This window comes from Mucilaginibacter sp. L3T2-6 (assembly GCF_030519355.1).
GTDB lineage: Bacteria > Bacteroidota > Bacteroidia > Sphingobacteriales > Sphingobacteriaceae > Mucilaginibacter.
The window spans coordinates 102,113-122,687 of record NZ_JAUMKC010000016.1; the positions used below are offsets into that span (position 1 = coordinate 102,113).

The window sequence follows — 20,575 nt, forward strand, 5'->3', positions numbered from 1 at the left end:
AACCGGCATTAACTATCCGGGAGTTGGCTTGCATGTAGAAAGCACCATTCATCATGTATTCGCGGAGGTATCATATATTAAGGTATGGCCTGCGTCTTAGGTTTGCTTAAGATATTGATAAACAACCTATAAGCACCCGGAACACCGGCGGGCAACTGCCTGAAAAACGCCAGCGAAGTATAAACAAACCGGCCTTCTCCGTAGCTGGTGGTTATCAGGGCGCCATTGTTGGGGCTTTCGCCGGGGTCATTCATTTGCAGCGGTGTTTTATATTTCGGGTCGATGCTGCCGGCAAAATATAAGCCGCGTTCCTGAACCCAGCCGTTAAAATCGCTGTCATTGATTTTATTGGGATAATTAAGCACCGGGTTCTGACTGTCCAGTACGGTTATTTTTGCATGTTCATCGGTTACGCGCTGATTCACCGGCTTAAACGGATATGGGCCAATTTGCTTTGTTACCAAGCCGTTATTATTGTTGTACTGAATTACAAGGTTGCCGCCATTTTTTACATAATCCAACAATTTTGGCTGTTCAACAGCCAACCGCGGGTTTACATTGTATGCCCGAACGCCGGTAACAATGGCGTCGTAACCAGACAGGTCTCCATTCATAATTTCCTTTTCCGTAAGTTCATGTACATCATAACCAACCTGACGTAAAGCTTCGGGAACTAAATCTCCTGCACCCTCTATATATCCAATCTTTTTACCCGCGATTTTAAGGTCGATGTTTACCAGCTTAGCTTCGGCAGGTGGGAACAAGGTAATATCCGGAATATGTTCGTATTTAATTTCCTTTATGCCAAGGCTGAATGGTTTGTTGTAGCCATCTACAGAAACTTCTACCCTGATCACCCCGTTTTGCGCGGCCGCATTTGCCGGAGAAACCCGGAAACTCTCTGTCCACTCATCACCTTCGGCCTTGTTTGTTATCTCTATTTTCTCAGGGCTAACCGTCCACCCTGCAGGCGCCTGCAGCTTTACAGAGCCGCTGGTAACCTTTTGGAAGCTCTTGAGTTTCACCATCAGATTTTGCGGCGAAGGGTTATTAAAAATATAATCGCGGCTGCCAATATCAGCAGTTACAGGGGGCGCTATTACCAACGGTTTATAAATTTCGCCATAAACAGGGCTTACATATTTGTAATACAAACGGCGGTCATAACGGATGGCCTTGCCCTCAATCACAAACTCAAAATTTACGGTTGGTAAATCAGGGTTTTCAGGATTACCCACGTATTGCTGGCCCGGTATGTTATAAGAACCGATACTGTGCGGTGTTTCAAGCCAGTAAGGTTGCGTTACTTTATAATCACCGGCGAATACGCGGCTGTCGAAGTTTTGCAGTTCATTTGCCGGTATTACCTGGCTGTTATATCCTTTTTCTGTTTTGCCTATACGGATGGCATTTAACTTAACCTTGTTGTTATACCTGTCGAGCACCTGCGAATGTATCACAATGCTATCGCCAATTCCATAAACAGGTTCGGCGGAATAGGCCTCGAACCACAAGCCGGCACAGGCCGCAATCAGGTTATGAAGGTCTTTAGTTTTTTGAGCGCGCCAATAAGCGTCGGGTATCTTTTCAACCCCCGGCAGTAACTTAACCAATGCAGGCACAGAAGTTTCAGGATTATCGGCATCAAAGGCCTTCCGGATGACACCGATTGCTGCAGCAATATCCTCGCCGCCCTTCACTCTTTTCCACGTTGTGTTTATCCCATCCATTAAATCATCTTTTGGTGCATCGCCTAAAATAGTTTTAAAATATTCGTATGATTCGCCTCTTTGCTTTGCCGAGCCGAACCCTTGCGTTTTGTGGTTCGAACGGCTTTCGGCAGCAAGCTCGCCATAGCCTTTACCGAGGGTTGGATTATAAACACCAACATTTATCTTAAACTGGTCGGGCCTGATGGTATTGGTATTGCCGAAGTTAAAAGTATTCCAGAGCAAACGTTTGGCCTGCCATGGCCGCACAAATTCCAATTGTTCAGGAAACCGCTTCGGGTCGGCAGCTGCAGTAAATGCTTCCTGCGCCAAAATTGCCGATGAAGTATGATGACCATGGCCCCCCTCGCCTGTTGTGGGGAAGCGGCAAATGATCACATCCGGCCTGAACTTCCTGATAACCCAAACTACATCGCTTAAAACTTTTTCTTTATCCCATATCTTCAAGGTCTCCTCAGGCCCCTTTGAAAAGCCAAAGTCATTAGCCCTGGTAAAGAACTGCTCCGCACCGTCAACACGGCGGGCTGCCAACAACTCCTGGGTTCGGATCAATCCTAAAAGCTCGCTTTGCTCATTCCCTAGAAGGTTTTGCCCTCCGTCGCCGCGCGTCATCGACAGATAGCCCGTACGATAGTGTTTTTCCTGGGCGAGGTAAGCAAGCAGGCGGGTATTTTCATCGTCCGGATGTGCAGCGACATACAGCACACTGCCCAGTACATCCAGCTTTTTGAAGTTTTGTTGGATAGTTGCAATATCGGCTGGAGGGTTGGTTTGAGCAAAGGCAAAAGATGCCGTAAACAACAGTACGGCAATAAGTTTGATGCGGTTCATGCTAACAAATATATTGAAAGATGTGTGGAAGTCCGAAAGTCGGGAAGACTGAAAGTCCGAAAGATGATTTTGAAGTGAGAAAAAGTTGCTTATTGAGATATGAGGAGTGATTTATAACAAAAGCTTTACATAAACCAGTTGATACAGCTTAGCCGGCATGTGGCTATGTTATTTCTATTAATCCTCTCATCCGTGACGATATCTCAACAGCTACCCTCTTTTGTGGGATTGTTATATTTCTTTAGCTTTGGAACGCGGTACCTGGCAGCACATGAAGAACTATTTAAAAATCATAAATATAGACGAATACTCCATTACGCCGAAGTATCTTCAGATAAGCAATTCTATTTTGCGGGGTATTGAAGAACAGAAGATCGAAAAAGATGATATCCTCCCATCAATAAACGACCTGAGCATTGCGCTCGAAGTATCCCGTGCCACCATCGAGCGGGCGTATAAGGAGCTTAAAAAGCACGATGTAATTAAATCTGTGGCCGGAAAGGGCTATTTTATCTCAAATACGTCCTTTAATCAGCCTGTAAAAGTGTTGTTGTTGTTTAACAAACTGAGCAGTCATAAAAAGATAATCTACGATGCGTTTGCCGAAACGCTGGGAACCAATGCTGCCATTGATTTCTATATTTATAATAATGATTTTAATGTTTTTAAAAAACTCCTTTCCGGTAATATAGAGCATTATTCCAAGCTGATCATCATTCCACACTTCATCGAAAATCCGGAAAATGCGCTTACTATTATCGACAGCTTGCCAAAGGAGAAATTAATCCTGATGGACAAGCTCCCTGAAGGACTTTCCGGAAATTTTGCTGCTGTTTATGAGGATTTTGAACGGGACATCTACTTCGCCCTGGAAGAGCTATTAGAAAGGCTCGGTAAATATCACACTATTAAAATCATCTTTCCGGATAACAGCTATCACTCTAAAGAAATACTGAAAGGTTTCCTTAATTTTTGCGGCCAGTATGCCTTTGATTATGATATTATCCATCATGTAAAAAACGAGAGCCTGCAGCCAGGCACTGTCTATATCAACCTGATGGAGGACGACCTGGTAGAGCTTATACAAAAGCTTATCTTGGGCAACTTAAAAATAGGCGAAGATATCGGCGTAATAAGCTATAACGAGACACCGTTGAAAAAGATCATCCTTAATGGCATCACTACGATTTCGACCGATTTTAAGCAAATGGGGAAAAAGGCTGCCGAAATGGTTCTGACCAGCAGCAAAGAACATGCAGCTAATCCGTTCAGGGTTACCGTTAGAAATTCATTATAGGGGATTACTTGCGGCGGCGGTTGCTGTCAACAGCTGCTTACTGCTAAAATCCTCCTGGTAAACTACGTGCTTATCATCGCCCAGTTTAACATTTTTTATCTCTCCTGCGCCTTCGAAGCCGATCATGATGCCACGTATCTTTCCGATACTTCGTCTAACTGCATCAGCAAAAATTATCTTGCCATTAAGATAAACCATAAACTTATGATCTTTAACAGAAAAAGCGATGTGTTGAAAATTTGAAAAATCGCAACCAAATGCGCTTAGATCAGCGTCTTTCCCGCTAATATCCTTCTCGCCGTTATAGAGACTGAGGGCGGCAATACAACCCTTGTCGGCCAGGGGAACACTAAGTCCGTTACCGCTGCCAATAATACTAATCAGCATTTTGCGGCAGGACGATTGCTCCCGGGTGGAGGTGTTTCTGACGGTCGCCTCAAAACTAAAATTATCACCAGCCAGCCCTCCGAATTCACGGACGTTGTAAAATAAGGCCCACGAATCATTAAATACCGGCAATCCATTTATCCGCGCAAACGTCTGCCCGGTTATCCCTAATGCGTTCGGCATATGGATGGAATCGCTGTTGAGGTAAGATGGAACAGGGGACTTATCAATAAGGCCCAGCCACCCGGCCGTTTTAATAAACACCGGCTGCTCCTTTTTAATCTGCCCGTCGACAACAAGCTTTGCATCGAAATAGCCGGGTAGATAATAAATAGAGGTATGCTGTTTGCCACTTCCCGAGACTTGTTCACGACGCCGGGGATCCCAGCTTTGCTGGATATATACACTGTCGGAGTGATAGCCAGAGGCGTCGTAGTTAAACACCACTGAATTTGGCATTTTGTCGCTTACCACCCTCGCAGTAAATTGAGGAGTGAAATTTCTGTCGGGAATGGACTTTTTATTGGCTACGAGAGACAATAAAAGATACAAAACGCCAACCGCCATGATAACCGATAAAGCGACGGTCTGAAATTTGTTTTTGCGCACCTTCTTTAACGGCGCAACCACTTCTTTTTCAATCTTTGCAGCTGGCTCCAAAATTCTGGCATCGTCCGTGTGTCTCTTAAATTGTCGCCAATCGGCAAAGCCCAGAAACAGCGCGAGAGAATTAAGCGTAATAATTGTGGGCGTGCTGTCGTATTTTACCTTTCCCCAAATCCTTTTCAAAGTCGATACACTCAACCGGGTATTTGTTTTTTCGAATATGAGCTCGCTTAATTTTTCAAAGTCATAGTCGCCCCAATTGCTGCTGTTATCCCAGCCAAGCATCTGCTCTGCCAGTTCGCGCCAGGTAACTATATATGGCTTTTCGGTACCCATGAGTTTGAAATGTTTGTATAAACTTACTAACAGATCTGAAAATTACAGCACTTTATAAAAGTAAAGTTAACCAGGCTATTCTGACGGTTGAAATACTCTTTTGTAATGACGTGTGAAAGCACTTTTTGTTACAACAGCGACATTAGCCTGAATGGACTTGAATATCTCTTAAAATCTGCTTGAACGGGCTTAATCCTGCTATAAGCTAACCTTTGCTTCGTAATCAATCTAATAGCTAAGATGAGTTTTTTGAAACAGTTTTAACGACGTCGGTGACCGAAATGAAAATCTGGCAGCAGAAAAACTGTAAATTTTTCATTCAGAGTGAAAAATTTACAGTACAGCGTCCGGAAATTCAGGTTGGCATTTAAGTTGAATACGGTTGGATGAGTTTAATTAATTATAAGTTCAATCATTAAAATTATTTAAGGAGGAAAACCCATGACATTGGTTAAATTTAATTCCGACAAAAAGAACAACGCATTAATGCCGGGCTTTAATGATGTTTTCGATTCTATTTTTAACGACACCTTTTTTTCTGACCGCCTGGTAACCCGTGTACCTGCCGCTAACATAAGCGAGACAGCCGACCATTACCACATCGAACTTGCTGCTCCGGGATTGAAAAAAGAGGACTTTAAATTAAACCTGGATCGGAACGTGTTAAATATTTCGGTCGAGCAGCATATGGAGAACTCTTCAGACAGAAATTACAGCAAACGCGAGTATAGCTACAGTTCCTTTGTACGCGCGTTTACTCTTCCTGATAGCGCCAATACCGAAAATATCGATGCTACTTATACCGATGGGATCTTAAAGATAGATATCGCCAAAAAGGAAGAAGCAAAAGCCGTGCGCAGGCAGATAGAAATAAAGTAAGCGATTTAGTTGAATGATAGCCGAAGGCCTTCCATAAATTGGGGGCCTTTGCCTGTTTAATATGATTATGAAAAAGCAATTTTACCTGCTGCTCAGCCTGAAGACAACAAAAGGATTTGCAACTTACGGCCAATACTTTTTAGGAGATGAGCGCCCCAGTGCCGAATTGATATTTAATGGTTTAAAAGGAACCACAAAAATTAATGAGCACGCTTTACTGCACCTTGATTTTATGGAGACGGTAAATGACCTGCCTGTAAAGGTAAAAACAAAATGCTGTACGCTGGAAGAACTGGGAGAAAACTGCAAATGGATAGCTAAAGAAACATTCAGGTTGTTAAACCTGGAGGAATGGAATAGCAAAAACTAAGCAGCGGCTGGCAAAGGCAGTAGCTTTTTGATAACGCCGATTAAAGTATCTACATCAAAAGGTTTATGAACAAAGCCATCTGCGCGGCAATTTTTTGCAATGTCGGCGATATCGGGGGCAGTCGAGAAAATTACAACCGGTACCGACTGAAGTGCTTCTATGGCTTTTATTTCCTTACAAAGCATATGACCTTCCCTGTTGTTCACCCACTCGTCAAGCAATATTAAATCTGCTTTTAATTTGATCAGGGCCGAGCTGCTGTAGCGTGCGCCCAGCACCGCATATCCCTCTAATTCCAGGATGTAGGTTACGATCTGCTTAATTTCCTCATCGTTTTCAATAACGAGTACCTTTTTTTTCACGTATGCCTTTTTTAATTAGAAGTAAAACTAATGAAATATTTGTTATTGCAAAATAACTAAAGTTAATAATTGCGGCACAATCTAATCGTTAGAAAGACTGCTAAAAAAAGACTCACATTTGGTCTCTAACACATATCTTTCTCGGAATAATTATTGGATATTAACAGCACCTGCATATTTAGAAAAATAAATGGCTAAATTGAACCTGCTTTAAGGAGATTTTTCAGGATTAAAAGTATCAGACTTTACGACCTGCTTAAACATCTGATTGCATTAACTCGCCGATATGACAACAAGGATTTTAATTTACGCATGGGTTGGGGCATTTACATTGGGAACATTGTATGTAAACGCCCAAACAAAAAAACACCAACCGGTTGATGCTAAAATAGATGCGGTGATAAAAAAGCTTACGCTCGAAGAAAAAATAAAGATGCTGCACGCCAATAGCAAATTTGGCAGTGCGGGTGTGGAGCGCCTGGGCATACCGGGATTGATGACCGACGACGGGCCATTGGGCGTGCGTGAGGATGTGAAAGAAAACTGGTCGTCGGCGAATCTTACTACCGATTCGGCCACATTTTTTCCAAACGGTTCTGCGCTGGCAGCGACCTGGAATCCTTCGCTCGCCTATCGCTACGGGCATGATATCGGCGAAGAGGCACGTGCGCGTAAAAAATACATCATTCTGGCGCCGGCCTTTAACATCTGCCGCACCCCGCTCTGTGGTCGCACTTATGAATATTTTTCTGAAGATCCCTTCTTAAATTCCCGGCTTGCTGTGCAAAGTGTAAAAGGTATTCAAAGCCAGAATATAGCTGCCTGTATAAAGCATTTTGCTGTAAACAACCAGGAGTTTGAGCGCGGCAGGGTCAATGCAGAAGTGGATGAGCGCACTTTACAGGAAATATACCTTCCTGCATTTAAGGCTGCTGTAACCGAAGCTAATGCATGGACTATAATGTCTGCCTACAACAAACTGCGTGGCGTTTACTGTGCTGAGAATGCTTACCTGCTGAATGATTTATTAAAAAAACAATGGGGGTTTAAGGGGATTGTTATCAGCGACTGGGGTGGAACGCATAGCACGGTAGCGGCGGCAAACGACGGTCTAGATCTGGAGATGGGCTCATTTGGCGCTTATGATAATTATTTCTTTGCTAACCCGCTGCTCGACTCGGTAAAGGCCGGCAAGGTTAGCCTGAAAACTATCGACGAAAAGGTTCACCGCATTTTATGGGTGATGTACCACACCTCGATGAGTGAAAATCCGTCGCCCGGAAAGATTAATACTCCACAACATGTCACTACGGCCTACGATATTGCTGCCGAATCAATTGTGCTGCTGAAAAACGATAAGCAATTGCTGCCGCTAAACACCTCGCATATTAAATCGATTGCAGTGATCGGCGATAATGCTACCCGCACCTTCCACTTAGGTGGTTTCGGGGCCGGGGTAAAGGTTCGTTACGAAGTTACAGCCCTTGCGGGGTTAAAAAGCAGGCTGAATAATAAAGTAAAAATTACCTATGCGCAAGGTTATAAAGGCGTTTATAAACCCATGCGAAAAAATGTCCCAAACGAACCTGATAAACAGGATACAACTTTGCTGAATGAAGCCGTTACTAATGCTAAAAGCGCTGATTTGGCCATAGTATTTATTGGTGGTAACAGGGAGTACGAAAGCGAAGGGCACGACCGTAAAGATTTAAGTCTCCCCTTTCATGAGCAGGAACTGGTTGACGCTGTAACCGCTGCAAACGCTAACACTATTGTGGTATTTGTTGGTGGCGCTCCCTACGATCTCAGCAAAATAAAAAAGAATAACCATACCATCGTTTGGTCGTGGTATAACGGACAAGAGAATGGTAACGCGCTGGCCGATGTGCTGGTCGGTAAGGTAAATCCATCCGGCAGGATGCCGTTTACCTTTCCGGCCGAACTAAAAGACTCTCCGGCACACGCGCTGAACGCTTACCCTGGCGAGAACCTGAGCGTTGAATATAAAGAAGGGCTGATGGTAGGCTATCGCTGGTTTGATACCAAAAAAATTGAGCCTTTATATTGCTTTGGTTATGGCCTGTCGTATACAAATTACCAGTATCAATCAATTACAATAGCAAAAAAAGCATATAAAGCAGGCGAAAATATTGCTGCTGTAATTAAATTAAAAAACACCGGAAAATTTGCAGGTAAGGAGACCATACAGCTGTATGTTAGCAAAGCCAACTCTATGGTTGAGCGTCCTGCAAAGGAACTGAAAGCTTTTAAAAAAGTAATGATAAGGCCGGGTGAAACTGCGAATGTAGCACTTAGTGTCCCGGTTAAGGATTTAGCTTATTTCGATACAAAAACCTCCGGCTGGGTAGTTGAGCCGGGAAAATATACTTTGCTTGCCGGCGGCTCGTCGGGAGATATAAAAGTGACAGGAAATATAACAGTGGTAAACTAATGCGTCCGTGTCATTAAGAACAGCGATACGGCGGCTATTTTTTTTGTTGGTCAATTGCCATGAAGAAATGCTTCCCGTTTTCTATCTGTCATATGTCCATAGTTTTGCCTCGCTGGTGGATGATGGCCGTTTTTATTTTTGTCCAGATCCGGCGTGCGGGCAATTTTGCAGGAAATAATCTGCATCTGGTCGATTTTTTTTTCACAGGAACGGAGTTTTATCGCTCTTTGAATAAAAAGAGCATCATGAAAGCATTAATTCAAACGTTCCCCTCCTGGTTAAAGGTATCGATCTATTTTTTGATCATGTGGTTGGCCACCTTTATTGCCGGTATCTTTCCGGCGCTGAACAGTCTTTTCTATTTTTTTGCGGTATCGCTGTTTGCCAGCTGGCTTTTAATCCGTACTGATCATTCTAACCTGTCTTCACTCGGTTACTATCCGCGGGGGCGGCGACATTGGAAACAACTATTTTATGGTACTCTGTTCGGCGGCGTTATGCTGGTTATAACAGCTGTTATTACACTTGCAACTACAAAAGCAGATTGGCATTTCAACAAATTAACGGATCCGATGTACATGCTGATAGCCTTCGCGATGTGCGTTTGTTCAGCCTACATCCAGGAATTCGTTTTCAGGGGTTATCCTTTTCAGGCTTTATTAAAGAAATACAAGCCCTGGGTTGCACAACTGGCAATTGCAGTCCCATTCGGCCTTATGCATATTAACCACGCAATGCAGCTGCAGGATATAGCAACGGTGATGCTGACAACCGGGCTGGGCTCAGTACTGTTTGGCCTTGCATACATTAAAACCAGGAACCTGATGCTGCCTGCAGGTATACATTTAGGGTGGAATTATGCACAGGTGCTCATACCCCGCACCTCCGGCACCTATCCCAACGCACTGATCTCTGTTACGGGCGGTCAAACCAGTTACGGTTCATCTTTCATTCTGACGCCGTATTTCGTGGTAGTTACAGCTGCAATCCTATTATTATTGTTCATGGACTTTGATTATACCAGACCAGATAAAGCGCCACAAAAAGCGAATGTATCGTTGCAAAATGATTTAGACAGTTAAAAATATGACGATAAAGAACAACAAGGCGATATTTGCGCCGATAATAGTAATCGCAAGAGTATTATTATTTTATATATTATGTACCATATCGTTCATCGCAGCCACCGCTTTAACAGAGAATGTTGCTCCGGGACTAAAGGATCATTTATCCGTCACACTGGGCATTATTTCAGCACTGTTGCTGATCGTCCTGTTCAGTCGTATCGAAAATATAAAATTAAAAGATACGGGAGTATTACCCGGACGGACGACTACTCCCCGCTTTTTTTGCGGCTATCTTATCGGCTTGACTATGGCTTTCGGCCAGGCTTTTATATTGACGGGCTTCGGACATGTTCACCTGGAACTGAATCCTCATCTTTCCATTATCCAAATACTTTCGTTCTTTATATTATACATGCTCGTAGCGCTAAGGGAAGAACTGGTATTCAGGTCTTATGCATTAACCATTTTTAAAAAATCTTTGGGGCTGGCTGTCGGCCTCTCCATTATAACCGTTATATTCATTATTGAACATGTGGCTGCGGGCATGCCGCTCGTCACCGCCATAATTGGCTCCGGTGCAGGCGGCTTTCTATTCGGTTATGCAGCATTAAAAACCAAAGGGCTGGCGCTCCCGTTGGGCCTCCATAGCTCGTGGAACTTTGGACAATGGATGTTGGGTTTTAAAGGCCGCCCGGGAATTTGGCAGGCCATTACAGAAAAGCTTTTTACCGCACATGCACAGCACACCGGCATGGCAGCTTTTGCCTTTGTAATGCTGATAAGCATTGCCGGCATTCATTTTTATTACAAGCAGAGCCGCAAGAAGATTGAGATCAAAGATAGAATTTCTTAACGCCGAGGTAATCAAACCCAGTGGCATCCGCGAGCCTCTTAATTCAATAGTATGCGCCCGTCATGTATCGTTTCCATATCGGGCCATACCGAATCGACCACACAGAACCATGCTGTCCAAAAATATACAAATTTGATGTACCCCACGCTGTAAGGCGCCGCAATAAGTGCTTTAACGCTCTCAATTGCGTATGCAAAACAGCGCAGGCAACGGTTTGCATTACTGCCCCAATATCCAGGCAAATATTAACGGAGCAACAATTGTCGCGTCGCTTTCGACGATAAATTTCGGTGTGTGTATATCCAATTTGCCCCACGTGATCTTCTCATTTGGCACCGCACCGGAATATGAGCCATAAGAAGTTGTCGAATCAGAAATCTGGCAGAAATAGCTCCAGAACGGAATCTCGGGCATTTCCATGTCCTGGTAAAGCATCGGTACTACACATATCGGGAAGTCGCCGGCAATACCGCCACCTATCTGGAAAAATCCTATCCCCTTGCCTGATGAGTTTTTTACGTACCAATCAGCAAGCCAGGCCATGTACTCGATGCCGCTCTTCATAGTAGTGGCTTTTATCTCACCTTTTATTACGTATGAGGCAAAGATATTGCCCATCGTACTGTCTTCCCACCCCGGTACTACAATTGGCAGATTGCGTTCCGCGGCTGCCAGCATCCATGAGTTTTTAGGATCAATTTCATAATATTGCTCCAACTCGCCGCTCAGCAATATCTTATACATGTATTCATGCGGAAAATAGCGTTCGCCATTGGTGTCAGCATCTTTCCATATTTTATGGATGTGTTTTTGCAGGCGGCGGAACGCCTCTTCTTCAGGGATACAGGTATCGGTAACACGGTTATAGTGGTTTTCGAGCAGATCCCACTCATCCTGCGGGCTTAAATCCCTGTAATGCGGAACGCGTTTATAATGTGAATGAGCAACTAGATTCATAATATCCTCTTCCAGGTTTGCCCCGGTACACGATATGATATCTATTTTACCCTGGCGTATCATTTCGGCAAGGGAAATGCCCAACTCGGCAGTACTCATAGCACCTGCAAGGGTAACCATCATTTTACCGCCCTCAAGCAGGTGCGTTTCGTATCCTTTGGCTGCATCAACCAGTGCCGCAGCATTGAAATGCAGATAATTTTTTTCGATAAACTGGGAAATAGGGCCTTTTGTAGTGCTCATATTGCAGATTTATAATTTTGTGCAAAAGTATGGATTTTGACGGATTGTACCATTAAAAGAAAAATAAGCCTGCAAGTGCACGAATAATATCCAGAAAACGAACAAGGTCTAAATTTCCTGAACTCTTTCGCAGCCTGGCCCATCGCCGTTAAAAAAACGTCCCCGACCAAACATTATACTGAAAATGCCCTTATCTTCGCAGCATCTGCATTACATGAAAAAAATCTTTGTACTGTCTATCTTCCTGCTCAGTTTTCAATGCGTATTTGCGCAGCTAAATTTTCTGCCAAAGTTCATCAGGCAAATGTATTTTAAGAAAGACACCGACAGAAGGCCAAGCTTTGTGTTGCTGCCTGCGTTCAGTTCGTCGCCCGAAACTGGTGTCGAATTTGGGGGCGCAGCACTGCTGTCTTTTTATAGCGATACCACTAACCATACCACAAGGGTATCTAACTTGTTTGGTTATTCAACCCTTACCACCAAGGGCCAGGTAAAGCTAAGCCTGAATGCCAATTACTGGACACCTCAGAACCGTTATCATTATACGGGCGTTATCGCTTTTTATAACTATCCGTCCAATTTTTACGGAGTGGGCAATAATACCCGCGCTGCCGATGTTCAGCATGTAAACGAAAAGCGCTATAAGCTGGGCTTTAGCGGTGAAAAAAAGATAAGTGACAATTTTTACCTCGGCGTGGTGGCTGGTGTTATTAAATACTTTTACCCGTATGATTACAATTACAACGATATAATTTATGCCCCGAATGTTGAGAGCAGGCATGGTGGCGCGAGCGCATACATCGGCCCAAGTTTTACGTTTGACACCCGAAATAATAATACCTATACCACGCGTGGCATGGTCATTAATGCATATTATAACCTGATGCATGGAACTTATGCCAATAATGGCTATCGTGGCGGATTTTTTAATATAGAATACTCGCAGTTTTTTGCTTTAAGCAAGCAATTTGTTTTGGGGGTAGATATTCAGGAGCAAAGCCTGACCGGCGGCAGTTCACCGTTTTACCTGCTGCCGCAAATGGGAAGCGACGAAATGATGCGTGGTTATTACCAGGGCCGCTATCGCGACAGAAACTACATTGCCGGGCAAACCGAGCTGCGTTACCGCATTACCAAACGCTTTGGCCTGGCAGGCTTTGCCGGCACCGGAGAAGTTTTTCATTCATCATTTGATATGGCGCAGCTGAAGCCCAACTATGGCGGAGGTCTCCGCTACTTTTTTGATGTAGAAAAGGGTTTAGCCATCCGGTTTGATTACGGAGTCGGCCAGAAGCCGGCCGGTGAAAAACGTGAGGGAGGGTTTTATGTAGCGCTGGGACAGAGTTTTTGATAGGCGGAATCCTGATATACATATCCGGCATTATAAGTAAACATCCACGCTTGGCAAAGATATATCCCGGGCTTTCATCCGCACATTGAGTTAGCAGCCGGATATCAAATTGTCTTCGTCAATATCGGACCAGAAAGTCCTCCTTTACCTGTCCCGGTCTGAAAAATACTAAGCCAATCCAAAACAGATCAACGGTTACAGTTACCTGCAAATGGGCTTTTATTTCGGCCCAGGCTTCTTTCATTCCTTCACTCCAGTAAATATCATCGAAAATAAGCATCGTATTCTCGTGCACTTTGGGCAGGCACCACTCGAAATACTTAAGGGTTGCTTCTTTTTGATGATTGCCATCCACGAACACAAAATCAAGCCCGGGCAAAGTATCTATTATATCAGATAGCGTATCGTCAAAATTGCCGACTATTGGTTCTGTGCTGATGCCGCCTTTGTGAAATGTTTCAGCGGCTATCTTAGCCGTTTCCGGGCAGCCCTCCATTGTATATACATCAGCGAGTGGCGCAGCTTTTTTCAGATATAGCGTTGTTGTGCCCAGGCAGGTGCCTAGTTCTATAATATTCCGGGGCTGCCAGTCCGCTGCTAAACGGTAAAGTAATTGTGCCAGTTTAGGAGGTTTAAGTGCATTACGGGCAATGTCGCTTACCTTTTTTTTGCGGTTATTATTCAAATGTGAACCCGCCCCCAAATCAGTTACGGTTATAATCCGGGCGTCATTTAAAAGCTCTTTGCGGATATTCTCTACCTCTGCATATACTTTTTTGGCATTAAAATCGTAAATTACCTCATCAATCAGCCTGTATACAAAAGGCGAGTGCACGCCATGCCTGGTTTTGGCGTTTAGCCTGTGCAGCACATAATCCTTTGCGAACCTAAAATTCAACATGGCTGTAAAAATATATAAACGTTTAGTATTTTAGCGTAACAGCATGATAAATCCGACAGAAGTAAACTCACTGATAAGACTATTAGACGACCCGGATGGAGAGATATTTGAGCACGTTCATCAGAAATTACTCTCATACGGACCCGAAGCAATCGAGTATTTAGAGCAGGCCTGGGAGCAGGCATTTGACACAGTGCAACAGGAGCGTATTGCTAACCTGGTGCACGAAATTCAGTTCGGTATTGTAAAAAAGGATCTCCAGCTTTGGTACCAGGGGGGGGCGTTCGACTTACTTCAGGGAATTCTTATCGTCAATCGCTATCAATATCCCGACCTTGACGAGCAAAAAGTCATCAATCAGATTGAAGAGATCAAACGCGATATTTGGATACAGCTGATGAATGAACACAGCCCGGCTGAGCAGGTGAAACTGATTAACCACGTTTTCTATAACATTTACGGTTTTAGCGGCAACACAACTAATCACCAGGATCCGCAAAACAGTTATATCAGCCAGGTGCTGGAAACTAAAAAAGGTAACCAGATTTCGCTGGCCATTATTTATTCCATTATAGCACAAAAGCTGGACATACCCGTTTACGGCGTAAACCTGCCCCAGCATTTTATCCTGGCATATTTGGACGAAAGCAGGCATAGCGATTTTGAAGGCGGCATTTTATTTTACATCAATGCATTTAACAAAGGCTTTATTTTCGGCCGCAGGGATGTAGATATGTTTCTAAAGCAGCTCAATCTTAAATTTGACAGGCAGTTTTATGAACCCTGCTCAAATACTGATATTATAAAACGTGTATTGCGGAATTTAATAAGTTCATATGAGCACCTGGGTTCGAAAGATAAAATGTCAGAATTGAACGAGTTGCTGCAGATTATAGAGAACCAAACTGATAACGAAGACCAATAGACGCCTTAGCCCCGCACCGCCAGAAATCCTGCCAGTTAGTTAATGGATTATACACAGTCGTTTGCCTAATTCAACAGCCTGGGTCCGGCGTTTCACTTCCATTTTTTCGAACAGGTTTGAGGTATGGGTTTTTATGGTGTTAAGCGACACGAATAACCGCGCTGATATTTCCTGATTGCTTAAGCCTTCGGCCATTAATTGCAAAACTTCCAGCTCGCGGCGGCTCAGCTTAAGCCTGTCAACTTCGCGCTGGTTACTTGTAAAAGCGGCTGTTGGATGTGCATACACTGTTTTTTCGATAACGGTAGCCTGCGCTTTCGGCCGCGCCAGCTTTAGGGCAAGCCAGATACCCAGCACTGTGAAGAATACAGCAATTGCGCCGGCATACACTTCCATGGCGTGCCCCACTATCAGGAAACGCAATTCCAGCCATTTCAATAAAAACAGCAAACCCGCCAGCATAATGCCATACAATATGGTTTGCTTATTTTTCGTAAAAAACGGGGAGGTCATTTAATCCGGTTTGCAATTTAAAGATAGTATATTTTGCACAGAATTAAAAACCGCACACTCGCAGGCTTTTGTTCTAAAGTCAGGCTGCCAGCACGGAGTTTATCACCCTTTCCAGGTCGTCTAAGTCAAAGGGCTTGGCCAGGTAAGTCTCAGCGCCGGCATGGTTCGCTAACAATTCGATATCGCTATTGGCCGAAAAGTAAATAATAGGAATGTTTTTGAGTTCTTCGTTTTGTTTAAGCTTCTGGGTGGCAATGATCCCCCCGTCGTCGGGTATCCAGTTGTCCATTAAAATTACATCAGGCTTAATTGCCGAAACTTTATCAACAATGTTATTGCAATCAGCATAAGCGCTCACAATCCAGCCCTGCTCTTCTAAAATAAAGCTGCAGATAGCCAGGATGTCGTCATCGTCATCAAAAATAATGATCTTTTTTTGCGGGTCCGTCATAGGAAAATAGATGTGTGAAGGTAAGATATCTATTTAACAAAAGCAAATGTTTCTTAATAATATAAGAATTTACTTAATACTGCATCCCCGGCGACGAAAAATGGCTAAGCTGGCATTTTTAAGTAATAATAATTTTAGCCGGAAAGGCCGCGGGTATACATGTGCAGCCACTGCAATGCCATATTGCTCATGTAAAATCAAAAAGATTGTTATATCTTTATTAATTACGTAACACGCTAAATATCATTAGCATATGAAATTTAAACCTATCCTGTTACTGCTGCTGTTAAAAAGCGTTCAATCGCTGGCATCTGGCGTTGATACGCTCAAATTATATTATCCCATCGACAAATATGAGTTATCTGCCGAAAACAAAGCTAAACTTGAAGGGCTAAATAAATTGCTTGCTGATAGCGCCGCAATTAGTGTTACAGGTTACGCCGATTACCTTGGCACAAGCAACCATAACATCATCCTTTCAAGAAACAGGGCCGAAACGGTTAAGGCTTACCTGCTTACGTTAAAGGAGACTTTCGCTGTCAGCACCGGCGGCATGGGCGCAGTAAAAAGTTCAACAGAAAAATCTGTTATGGGCGAACCATCAAATCGCCGGGTTGATGTGATTTACGAGGTGAAAAAACCGCTTGCGATGACCAAGCCTATCCCGGTGAGGGCCCCCGTGGTACCTGTAACCAAACGCGACTCGGTACCTGCCCGGCCTAAACAGGCTATTACTGTGGACACTACCCGCGAACCGGCCAGCTTTAACGCCAGGTTAAATAATCTAAAGGACGCCAAAGTCGGCAGCAGTATTTCTTTCGAGGAATTAACATTTCAGCCTGGCCGCCACTTTTTAAATCCCGAAGCCGTGCGGTATTTAATTACCATACTCAAATTCATGCAAAAACATACCAATGTTACCTTCCAGATCATCGGGCATATCTGCTGTGAAATTGATGGACGTGATGGAGAGGACTATGATTCCGGCGGCTACGTATTATCCGTCAACAGGGCAAAATTCATTTATGACTATTTTATAGAAAAAGGAATTGCCGCAAACCGGATGACCTACAAGGGCGTCGGCAGTACCAGGCAAAAGGTATTTCCCGAGCGCACTGAGCGCGACCGCTATTTAAACCGGCGCGTTGAATTTTTGATTACCGGAAAATAGCGGATCAGTGGCAGCCGTTATTCTATTAATCCATTCAAGGCTGCATATTGCAGCAGCATAATGGTCTTGGCATCCATTATCTCCCTGGTTTTTATCATTGCAAGGGCTTCGCTAAAAGGCAGTTCCATCACTTCAATATGCTCGCTTTCCTCCGCCAGCCCGCCGCCGTCATTTACCTTCATATCCCTGGTATACTCTGCCACAAAAAAATAAAGGATTTCGGTAACAGAGCCCGGAGACATATAGGCTTCAAATATCTTTTCTACATGACTAACTTTAAACCCGGTTTCTTCTTCAGTTTCCCGTCTGATGCAATCTTCAGGATTGTCTGCGTCCAATAGTCCGGCGCAGGCCTCTATCAGGTAGCCGGTCTCATTGCCGTTTATAAATGTAGGCATCCGGAACTGCCGGGTTAATATCACCGTTTTCTTTTCCTTGTTGTATAAAAGGATGGTGGCGCCATTTCCTCTGTCGTAGGCTTCGCGGTTTTGTACCTGGGTGGTACCTTTTTGACTTATTTCATAAGTAATTTTTTTCAGAACATACCAGTTGTCTGAAAGGACTTTGGTCTCCAGAATTTTTATGTCACTCACAATTCTATAGGTTTATTAAATTGCTAAAAGTAACGTCATTCCGGCGAAAGAATTTTAATAGCAAACAAAAAATTATCTGCGGCAGTCTAAAAAATTATTAATCAACAAGTTGGATTGGTAGTTTATACCACTGGTGTACTGTTTTCTATTCAACAGCATGCTGTTTCCGTCGGTTTTTTTCTACAATGCAAGCCGTTATCAGGTATTTATTGCCCCGCTTAGCTAAATTTTCACAAAAATCGCTAGTCAACAACAGTTATTCTTCATTGGAATGTCTTTTGTACTCAACATATTCACTCCTAACCTCATTTTTAATTTGACTGGTATGGTAAATTTTTTAATGATTGACGACAATCCCATCGAGCATATTATCATGCAAAAAATGTTTGATAAATTCCACCTGTTTCCAAATGCCGTACACAGCCTGGATGGAAGGGTAAGCATGAGCCTTTTTGAAAGTCATCCGTCCGACACCGAAGTACTTCCTGATGTTATTTTCCTTGATCTGAACATGCCGGGCTATAGTGGGTGGGATTTTCTTTGCGACTTCGAAAAAGTACACAGACAAATTAAAAAGAAGGTTGATGTATACATCATTTCTTCCTCTGTTGATCCTAATGATAAACAACTTGCGGAAAAATACGATTTCGTTAAGACATTCGTATCCAAGCCCATAAAAACCGAGACCCTGCTCGATCTCCACTCACTGTACCAGTCTGATAAACGCGCAGCCGGTTAAACTGTACATATTTTTACTGATTTTATTTACGATATTATATATTTGCAATCCGGACAATGTTTCGGGATGTAGCGTAGCCCGGTATCGCGCCAGCATGGGGTACTCGCTTCGCTCGTCCCAATCGCCTGTTCCAGGCGATTGGTGCTGGTTTTCCATCAGCAAATTCTAAGATTTTACTTCAATGTGTACTACCGTGTGTACTACCAGTTTTGGCTATAATCAAATTTATTATGGCAACTGTAGCTGTGGTTCTAAACACTACAAAAAGATTATCTAACAATGAGTTTTCTGTCTCAATTCGTGTAACACATCAAAGGGATAGAAAATACTATTCTATCAGCACCTTGATTGTGAATCAATCACTGAAGTTCAGATGCAATATTACCGATTGGTTACCACCAGAAGCGGAGGACAATGGGTTTGGCAAATTCCGTAAAACATACCCTGAATACAAGCGATGCAACGAGATTCTAAAATCGAAACTTGATGAAGCATTAGCGATTTTGAAGATGTATGAGAGCAACGGAACTCCGTTTAGCTTTTCACAATTCGAACTGGACTTGAAAGGGGTAACAAACAGTCGTCCTGCGGTAGTCCCGCATAGAGGTGCAATATCAATACCTGCAATTACTTTAGAAAGTTATTACGAACAACAAATTAAGCTTTTGGAAGAACAGGGCAGACAAGGAATGTCAGGCCTCTTCCTTGAAGTAAAACGTATTTTAAAAATATTCAAGCCACAGACGCTTCTTACAGATGTAAACTTTAGATTCCTTGAATCATTTGAGTACTGGATGCGAAACATTAGGGGCAATAAGGATACGACCATAAGCGTAAAAATGCGAAATTTGCAACGAGTTATTAACCTTGCTATAGAAGATAAACTGTTTGATAAAGAAGACTATCCCTTTGGCGAAAAGAAGTATTCTATCAATAAACGCTTAGACAGTAAAACAAAAAAGATAGCCATTACGGTTGACAAGATCGCTAAACTCAAAGCTTTGGTTATTGAGCCCGGGACATGGTTGTATATCAGCCAACAACTTTTCTTATTCAGCTATTACAGCAGAGGAATGAACTTTGTTGATATGGCTTACCTTACATGGGAAAGAGTAACGGAAAATCAAATTCATTATGTTAGGCGTAAAACAAGAGGACAATTCAACATTCCGATAAATGAATATAATGGGCCTATCCTGCAATACTTCAAAACGCATTATAACGTACCAGGCAACTTTGTATTCCCAATTTTGGACATCACAATTCACAAAACACTTAAGCAGCAATACACACGGAAAAAGACCGCCCTCAAAGCTGTTAACGATAACCTGAAAACATTGGCAACAATGATAGGTGAGCCTAACCTAAAATTGACAACTAACGTAGGTAGACATTCCTATGCCACAGGTTTAAAGCGCTCGGGAGCAAATACCGCTTACATCACCGAGGCGCTTGGACATGCTACCCAAGAGCAGACACAGACCTATCTTGCAGAATTCGAGAAAGGTGAAATAGAAGCGTGGGAAAATAAGATGTTTGAGATATAGAATGAGCAGGATGG

The 20,575-nt window shown here is 43.3% G+C and carries 19 protein-coding genes; 11 read left to right on the forward strand and 8 right to left on the reverse strand.

The annotated features are described in order from the left end of the window. Positions 1-77 precede the first annotated feature (77 nt). On the reverse strand, positions 78-2,561 hold the full coding sequence (locus Q3W13_RS17450; protein ID WP_302865928.1) for a PIG-L family deacetylase: 2,484 nt from the start codon (positions 2,559-2,561) through the stop codon (positions 78-80). 247 nt (positions 2,562-2,808) lie between these two features. Between Q3W13_RS17450 and Q3W13_RS17455 the strand changes: the two genes are divergently transcribed. Next, on the forward strand, positions 2,809-3,858 hold the full coding sequence (locus tag Q3W13_RS17455) for a GntR family transcriptional regulator (RefSeq protein ID WP_368077636.1): 1,050 nt from the start codon (positions 2,809-2,811) through the stop codon (positions 3,856-3,858). Here Q3W13_RS17455 and Q3W13_RS17460 read toward each other — a convergent pair. Then, on the reverse strand, positions 3,853-5,187 hold the full coding sequence (locus Q3W13_RS17460) for a hypothetical protein (protein WP_302865930.1): 1,335 nt from the start codon (positions 5,185-5,187) through the stop codon (positions 3,853-3,855). The two genes, Q3W13_RS17455 and Q3W13_RS17460, sit on opposite strands and share 6 nt — an antisense overlap. 441 nt (positions 5,188-5,628) lie before the next feature. Between Q3W13_RS17460 and Q3W13_RS17465 the strand changes: the two genes are divergently transcribed. Both Q3W13_RS17465 and Q3W13_RS17470 read left to right on the forward strand, forming a co-directional pair. Continuing rightward, complete coding sequence (locus Q3W13_RS17465; protein ID WP_302865932.1) at positions 5,629-6,066, forward strand: Hsp20/alpha crystallin family protein; 438 nt, start codon at positions 5,629-5,631, stop codon at positions 6,064-6,066. Between the two features lie 67 nt (positions 6,067-6,133). Further along, positions 6,134-6,436: a hypothetical protein gene (locus Q3W13_RS17470; RefSeq protein WP_302865936.1), complete on the forward strand. Its 303-nt coding sequence runs from the start codon at positions 6,134-6,136 to the stop codon at positions 6,434-6,436. Here Q3W13_RS17470 and Q3W13_RS17475 read toward each other — a convergent pair. Further along, entirely contained in the window at positions 6,433-6,798 is a 366-nt protein-coding gene (locus Q3W13_RS17475) for a response regulator (RefSeq protein WP_302865938.1), read from the reverse strand. The genes Q3W13_RS17470 and Q3W13_RS17475 overlap by 4 nt on opposite strands. A 286-nt stretch (positions 6,799-7,084) precedes the next feature. Between Q3W13_RS17475 and Q3W13_RS17480 the strand changes: the two genes are divergently transcribed. The 3 genes from Q3W13_RS17480 (at position 7,085) to Q3W13_RS17490 (ending at position 11,170) form a co-directional block, all read left to right on the forward strand. Further along, entirely contained in the window at positions 7,085-9,250 is a 2,166-nt protein-coding gene (locus tag Q3W13_RS17480; RefSeq protein ID WP_302865939.1) for a glycoside hydrolase family 3 C-terminal domain-containing protein, read from the forward strand. Positions 9,251-9,495: 245 nt separating this feature from the next. After that, positions 9,496-10,332, forward strand: coding sequence for a CPBP family intramembrane glutamic endopeptidase (locus Q3W13_RS17485; protein WP_302865941.1), 837 nt, complete (start codon positions 9,496-9,498; stop codon positions 10,330-10,332). Between the two features lie 4 nt (positions 10,333-10,336). After that, on the forward strand, positions 10,337-11,170 hold the full coding sequence (locus Q3W13_RS17490) for a CPBP family intramembrane glutamic endopeptidase (protein ID WP_302865943.1): 834 nt from the start codon (positions 10,337-10,339) through the stop codon (positions 11,168-11,170). 219 nt (positions 11,171-11,389) lie between these two features. Here Q3W13_RS17490 and Q3W13_RS17495 read toward each other — a convergent pair whose 3' ends face one another. Beyond that, the gene (locus Q3W13_RS17495; RefSeq protein ID WP_302865945.1) at positions 11,390-12,370 is read right to left on the reverse strand and encodes a deoxyhypusine synthase family protein; all 981 of its coding nucleotides are present in this window, start codon (positions 12,368-12,370) and stop codon (positions 11,390-11,392) included. Positions 12,371-12,584: 214 nt separating this feature from the next. Here Q3W13_RS17495 and Q3W13_RS17500 point away from each other — a divergent pair, with 214 nt between their 5' ends. Continuing rightward, positions 12,585-13,721 (forward strand): polymerase, encoded by a 1,137-nt coding sequence (locus Q3W13_RS17500; RefSeq protein ID WP_302865946.1) that lies wholly within the window; start codon positions 12,585-12,587, stop codon positions 13,719-13,721. 118 nt (positions 13,722-13,839) lie between these two features. Here the strand turns inward: Q3W13_RS17500 and Q3W13_RS17505 are convergent, their stop codons facing one another. Next, positions 13,840-14,622 carry an O-methyltransferase gene (locus tag Q3W13_RS17505; RefSeq protein WP_302865948.1) on the reverse strand — a complete coding sequence of 261 codons (783 nt, stop codon included), beginning with the start codon at positions 14,620-14,622 and terminating at the stop codon, positions 13,840-13,842. A 43-nt stretch (positions 14,623-14,665) separates the two neighbouring features. On the opposite strand from Q3W13_RS17505, the gene Q3W13_RS17510 reads away from it, so the two are divergent. Beyond that, positions 14,666-15,547 carry a transglutaminase-like domain-containing protein gene (locus Q3W13_RS17510; protein ID WP_302865950.1) on the forward strand — a complete coding sequence of 294 codons (882 nt, stop codon included), beginning with the start codon at positions 14,666-14,668 and terminating at the stop codon, positions 15,545-15,547. A gap of 39 nt (positions 15,548-15,586) precedes the next feature. Here Q3W13_RS17510 and Q3W13_RS17515 read toward each other — a convergent pair whose 3' ends face one another. Both Q3W13_RS17515 and Q3W13_RS17520 read right to left on the reverse strand, forming a co-directional pair. Beyond that, positions 15,587-16,060, reverse strand: coding sequence for a response regulator transcription factor (locus Q3W13_RS17515; protein WP_302865952.1), 474 nt, complete (start codon positions 16,058-16,060; stop codon positions 15,587-15,589). A 79-nt stretch (positions 16,061-16,139) separates the two neighbouring features. After that, entirely contained in the window at positions 16,140-16,511 is a 372-nt protein-coding gene (locus tag Q3W13_RS17520) for a response regulator (protein ID WP_302865954.1), read from the reverse strand. 253 nt (positions 16,512-16,764) lie between these two features. Between Q3W13_RS17520 and Q3W13_RS17525 the strand changes: the two genes are divergently transcribed. After that, on the forward strand, positions 16,765-17,682 hold the full coding sequence (locus Q3W13_RS17525; RefSeq protein WP_302865956.1) for an OmpA family protein: 918 nt from the start codon (positions 16,765-16,767) through the stop codon (positions 17,680-17,682). A gap of 17 nt (positions 17,683-17,699) precedes the next feature. Here Q3W13_RS17525 and nudK read toward each other — a convergent pair whose 3' ends face one another. After that, positions 17,700-18,275 (reverse strand): GDP-mannose pyrophosphatase NudK, encoded by a 576-nt coding sequence (nudK, locus tag Q3W13_RS17530; RefSeq protein WP_317567163.1) that lies wholly within the window; start codon positions 18,273-18,275, stop codon positions 17,700-17,702. Between the two features lie 325 nt (positions 18,276-18,600). On the opposite strand from nudK, the gene Q3W13_RS17535 reads away from it, so the two are divergent. Both Q3W13_RS17535 and Q3W13_RS17540 read left to right on the forward strand, forming a co-directional pair. Beyond that, positions 18,601-19,014, forward strand: a complete 414-nt coding sequence (locus tag Q3W13_RS17535; RefSeq protein ID WP_302865958.1) for a response regulator — start codon at positions 18,601-18,603, stop codon at positions 19,012-19,014. Positions 19,015-19,244: 230 nt separating this feature from the next. Continuing rightward, positions 19,245-20,561 carry a site-specific integrase gene (locus Q3W13_RS17540; RefSeq protein ID WP_302865961.1) on the forward strand — a complete coding sequence of 439 codons (1,317 nt, stop codon included), beginning with the start codon at positions 19,245-19,247 and terminating at the stop codon, positions 20,559-20,561. Positions 20,562-20,575: the final 14 nt, after the last annotated feature.

Excerpts from the sequence above, each read along its gene's own strand:
- Q3W13_RS17460 (WP_302865930.1), bottom strand. The coding sequence starts at position 5,187 with ATGGGTACCGAAAAGCCATATATAGTTACCTGGCGCGAACTGGCAGAG.
- Q3W13_RS17520 (WP_302865954.1), bottom strand. The coding sequence starts at position 16,511 with ATGACGGACCCGCAAAAAAAGATCATTATTTTTGATGACGATGACGAC.
- Q3W13_RS17510 (WP_302865950.1), top strand. The coding sequence starts at position 14,666 with ATGATAAATCCGACAGAAGTAAACTCACTGATAAGACTATTAGACGAC.
- Q3W13_RS17525 (WP_302865956.1), top strand. The coding sequence starts at position 16,765 with ATGAAATTTAAACCTATCCTGTTACTGCTGCTGTTAAAAAGCGTTCAA.
- Q3W13_RS17490 (WP_302865943.1), top strand. The coding sequence starts at position 10,337 with ATGACGATAAAGAACAACAAGGCGATATTTGCGCCGATAATAGTAATC.
- Q3W13_RS17500 (WP_302865946.1), top strand. The coding sequence starts at position 12,585 with ATGAAAAAAATCTTTGTACTGTCTATCTTCCTGCTCAGTTTTCAATGC.
- Q3W13_RS17515 (WP_302865952.1), bottom strand. The coding sequence starts at position 16,060 with ATGACCTCCCCGTTTTTTACGAAAAATAAGCAAACCATATTGTATGGC.
- Q3W13_RS17535 (WP_302865958.1), top strand. The coding sequence starts at position 18,601 with ATGGTAAATTTTTTAATGATTGACGACAATCCCATCGAGCATATTATC.
- Q3W13_RS17450 (WP_302865928.1), bottom strand. The coding sequence starts at position 2,561 with ATGAACCGCATCAAACTTATTGCCGTACTGTTGTTTACGGCATCTTTT.
- Q3W13_RS17495 (WP_302865945.1), bottom strand. The coding sequence starts at position 12,370 with ATGAGCACTACAAAAGGCCCTATTTCCCAGTTTATCGAAAAAAATTAT.
- Q3W13_RS17480 (WP_302865939.1), top strand. The coding sequence starts at position 7,085 with ATGACAACAAGGATTTTAATTTACGCATGGGTTGGGGCATTTACATTG.
- Q3W13_RS17540 (WP_302865961.1), top strand. The coding sequence starts at position 19,245 with ATGGCAACTGTAGCTGTGGTTCTAAACACTACAAAAAGATTATCTAAC.
- Q3W13_RS17470 (WP_302865936.1), top strand. The coding sequence starts at position 6,134 with ATGAAAAAGCAATTTTACCTGCTGCTCAGCCTGAAGACAACAAAAGGA.
- Q3W13_RS17505 (WP_302865948.1), bottom strand. The coding sequence starts at position 14,622 with ATGTTGAATTTTAGGTTCGCAAAGGATTATGTGCTGCACAGGCTAAAC.
- Q3W13_RS17465 (WP_302865932.1), top strand. The coding sequence starts at position 5,629 with ATGACATTGGTTAAATTTAATTCCGACAAAAAGAACAACGCATTAATG.
- Q3W13_RS17485 (WP_302865941.1), top strand. The coding sequence starts at position 9,496 with ATGAAAGCATTAATTCAAACGTTCCCCTCCTGGTTAAAGGTATCGATC.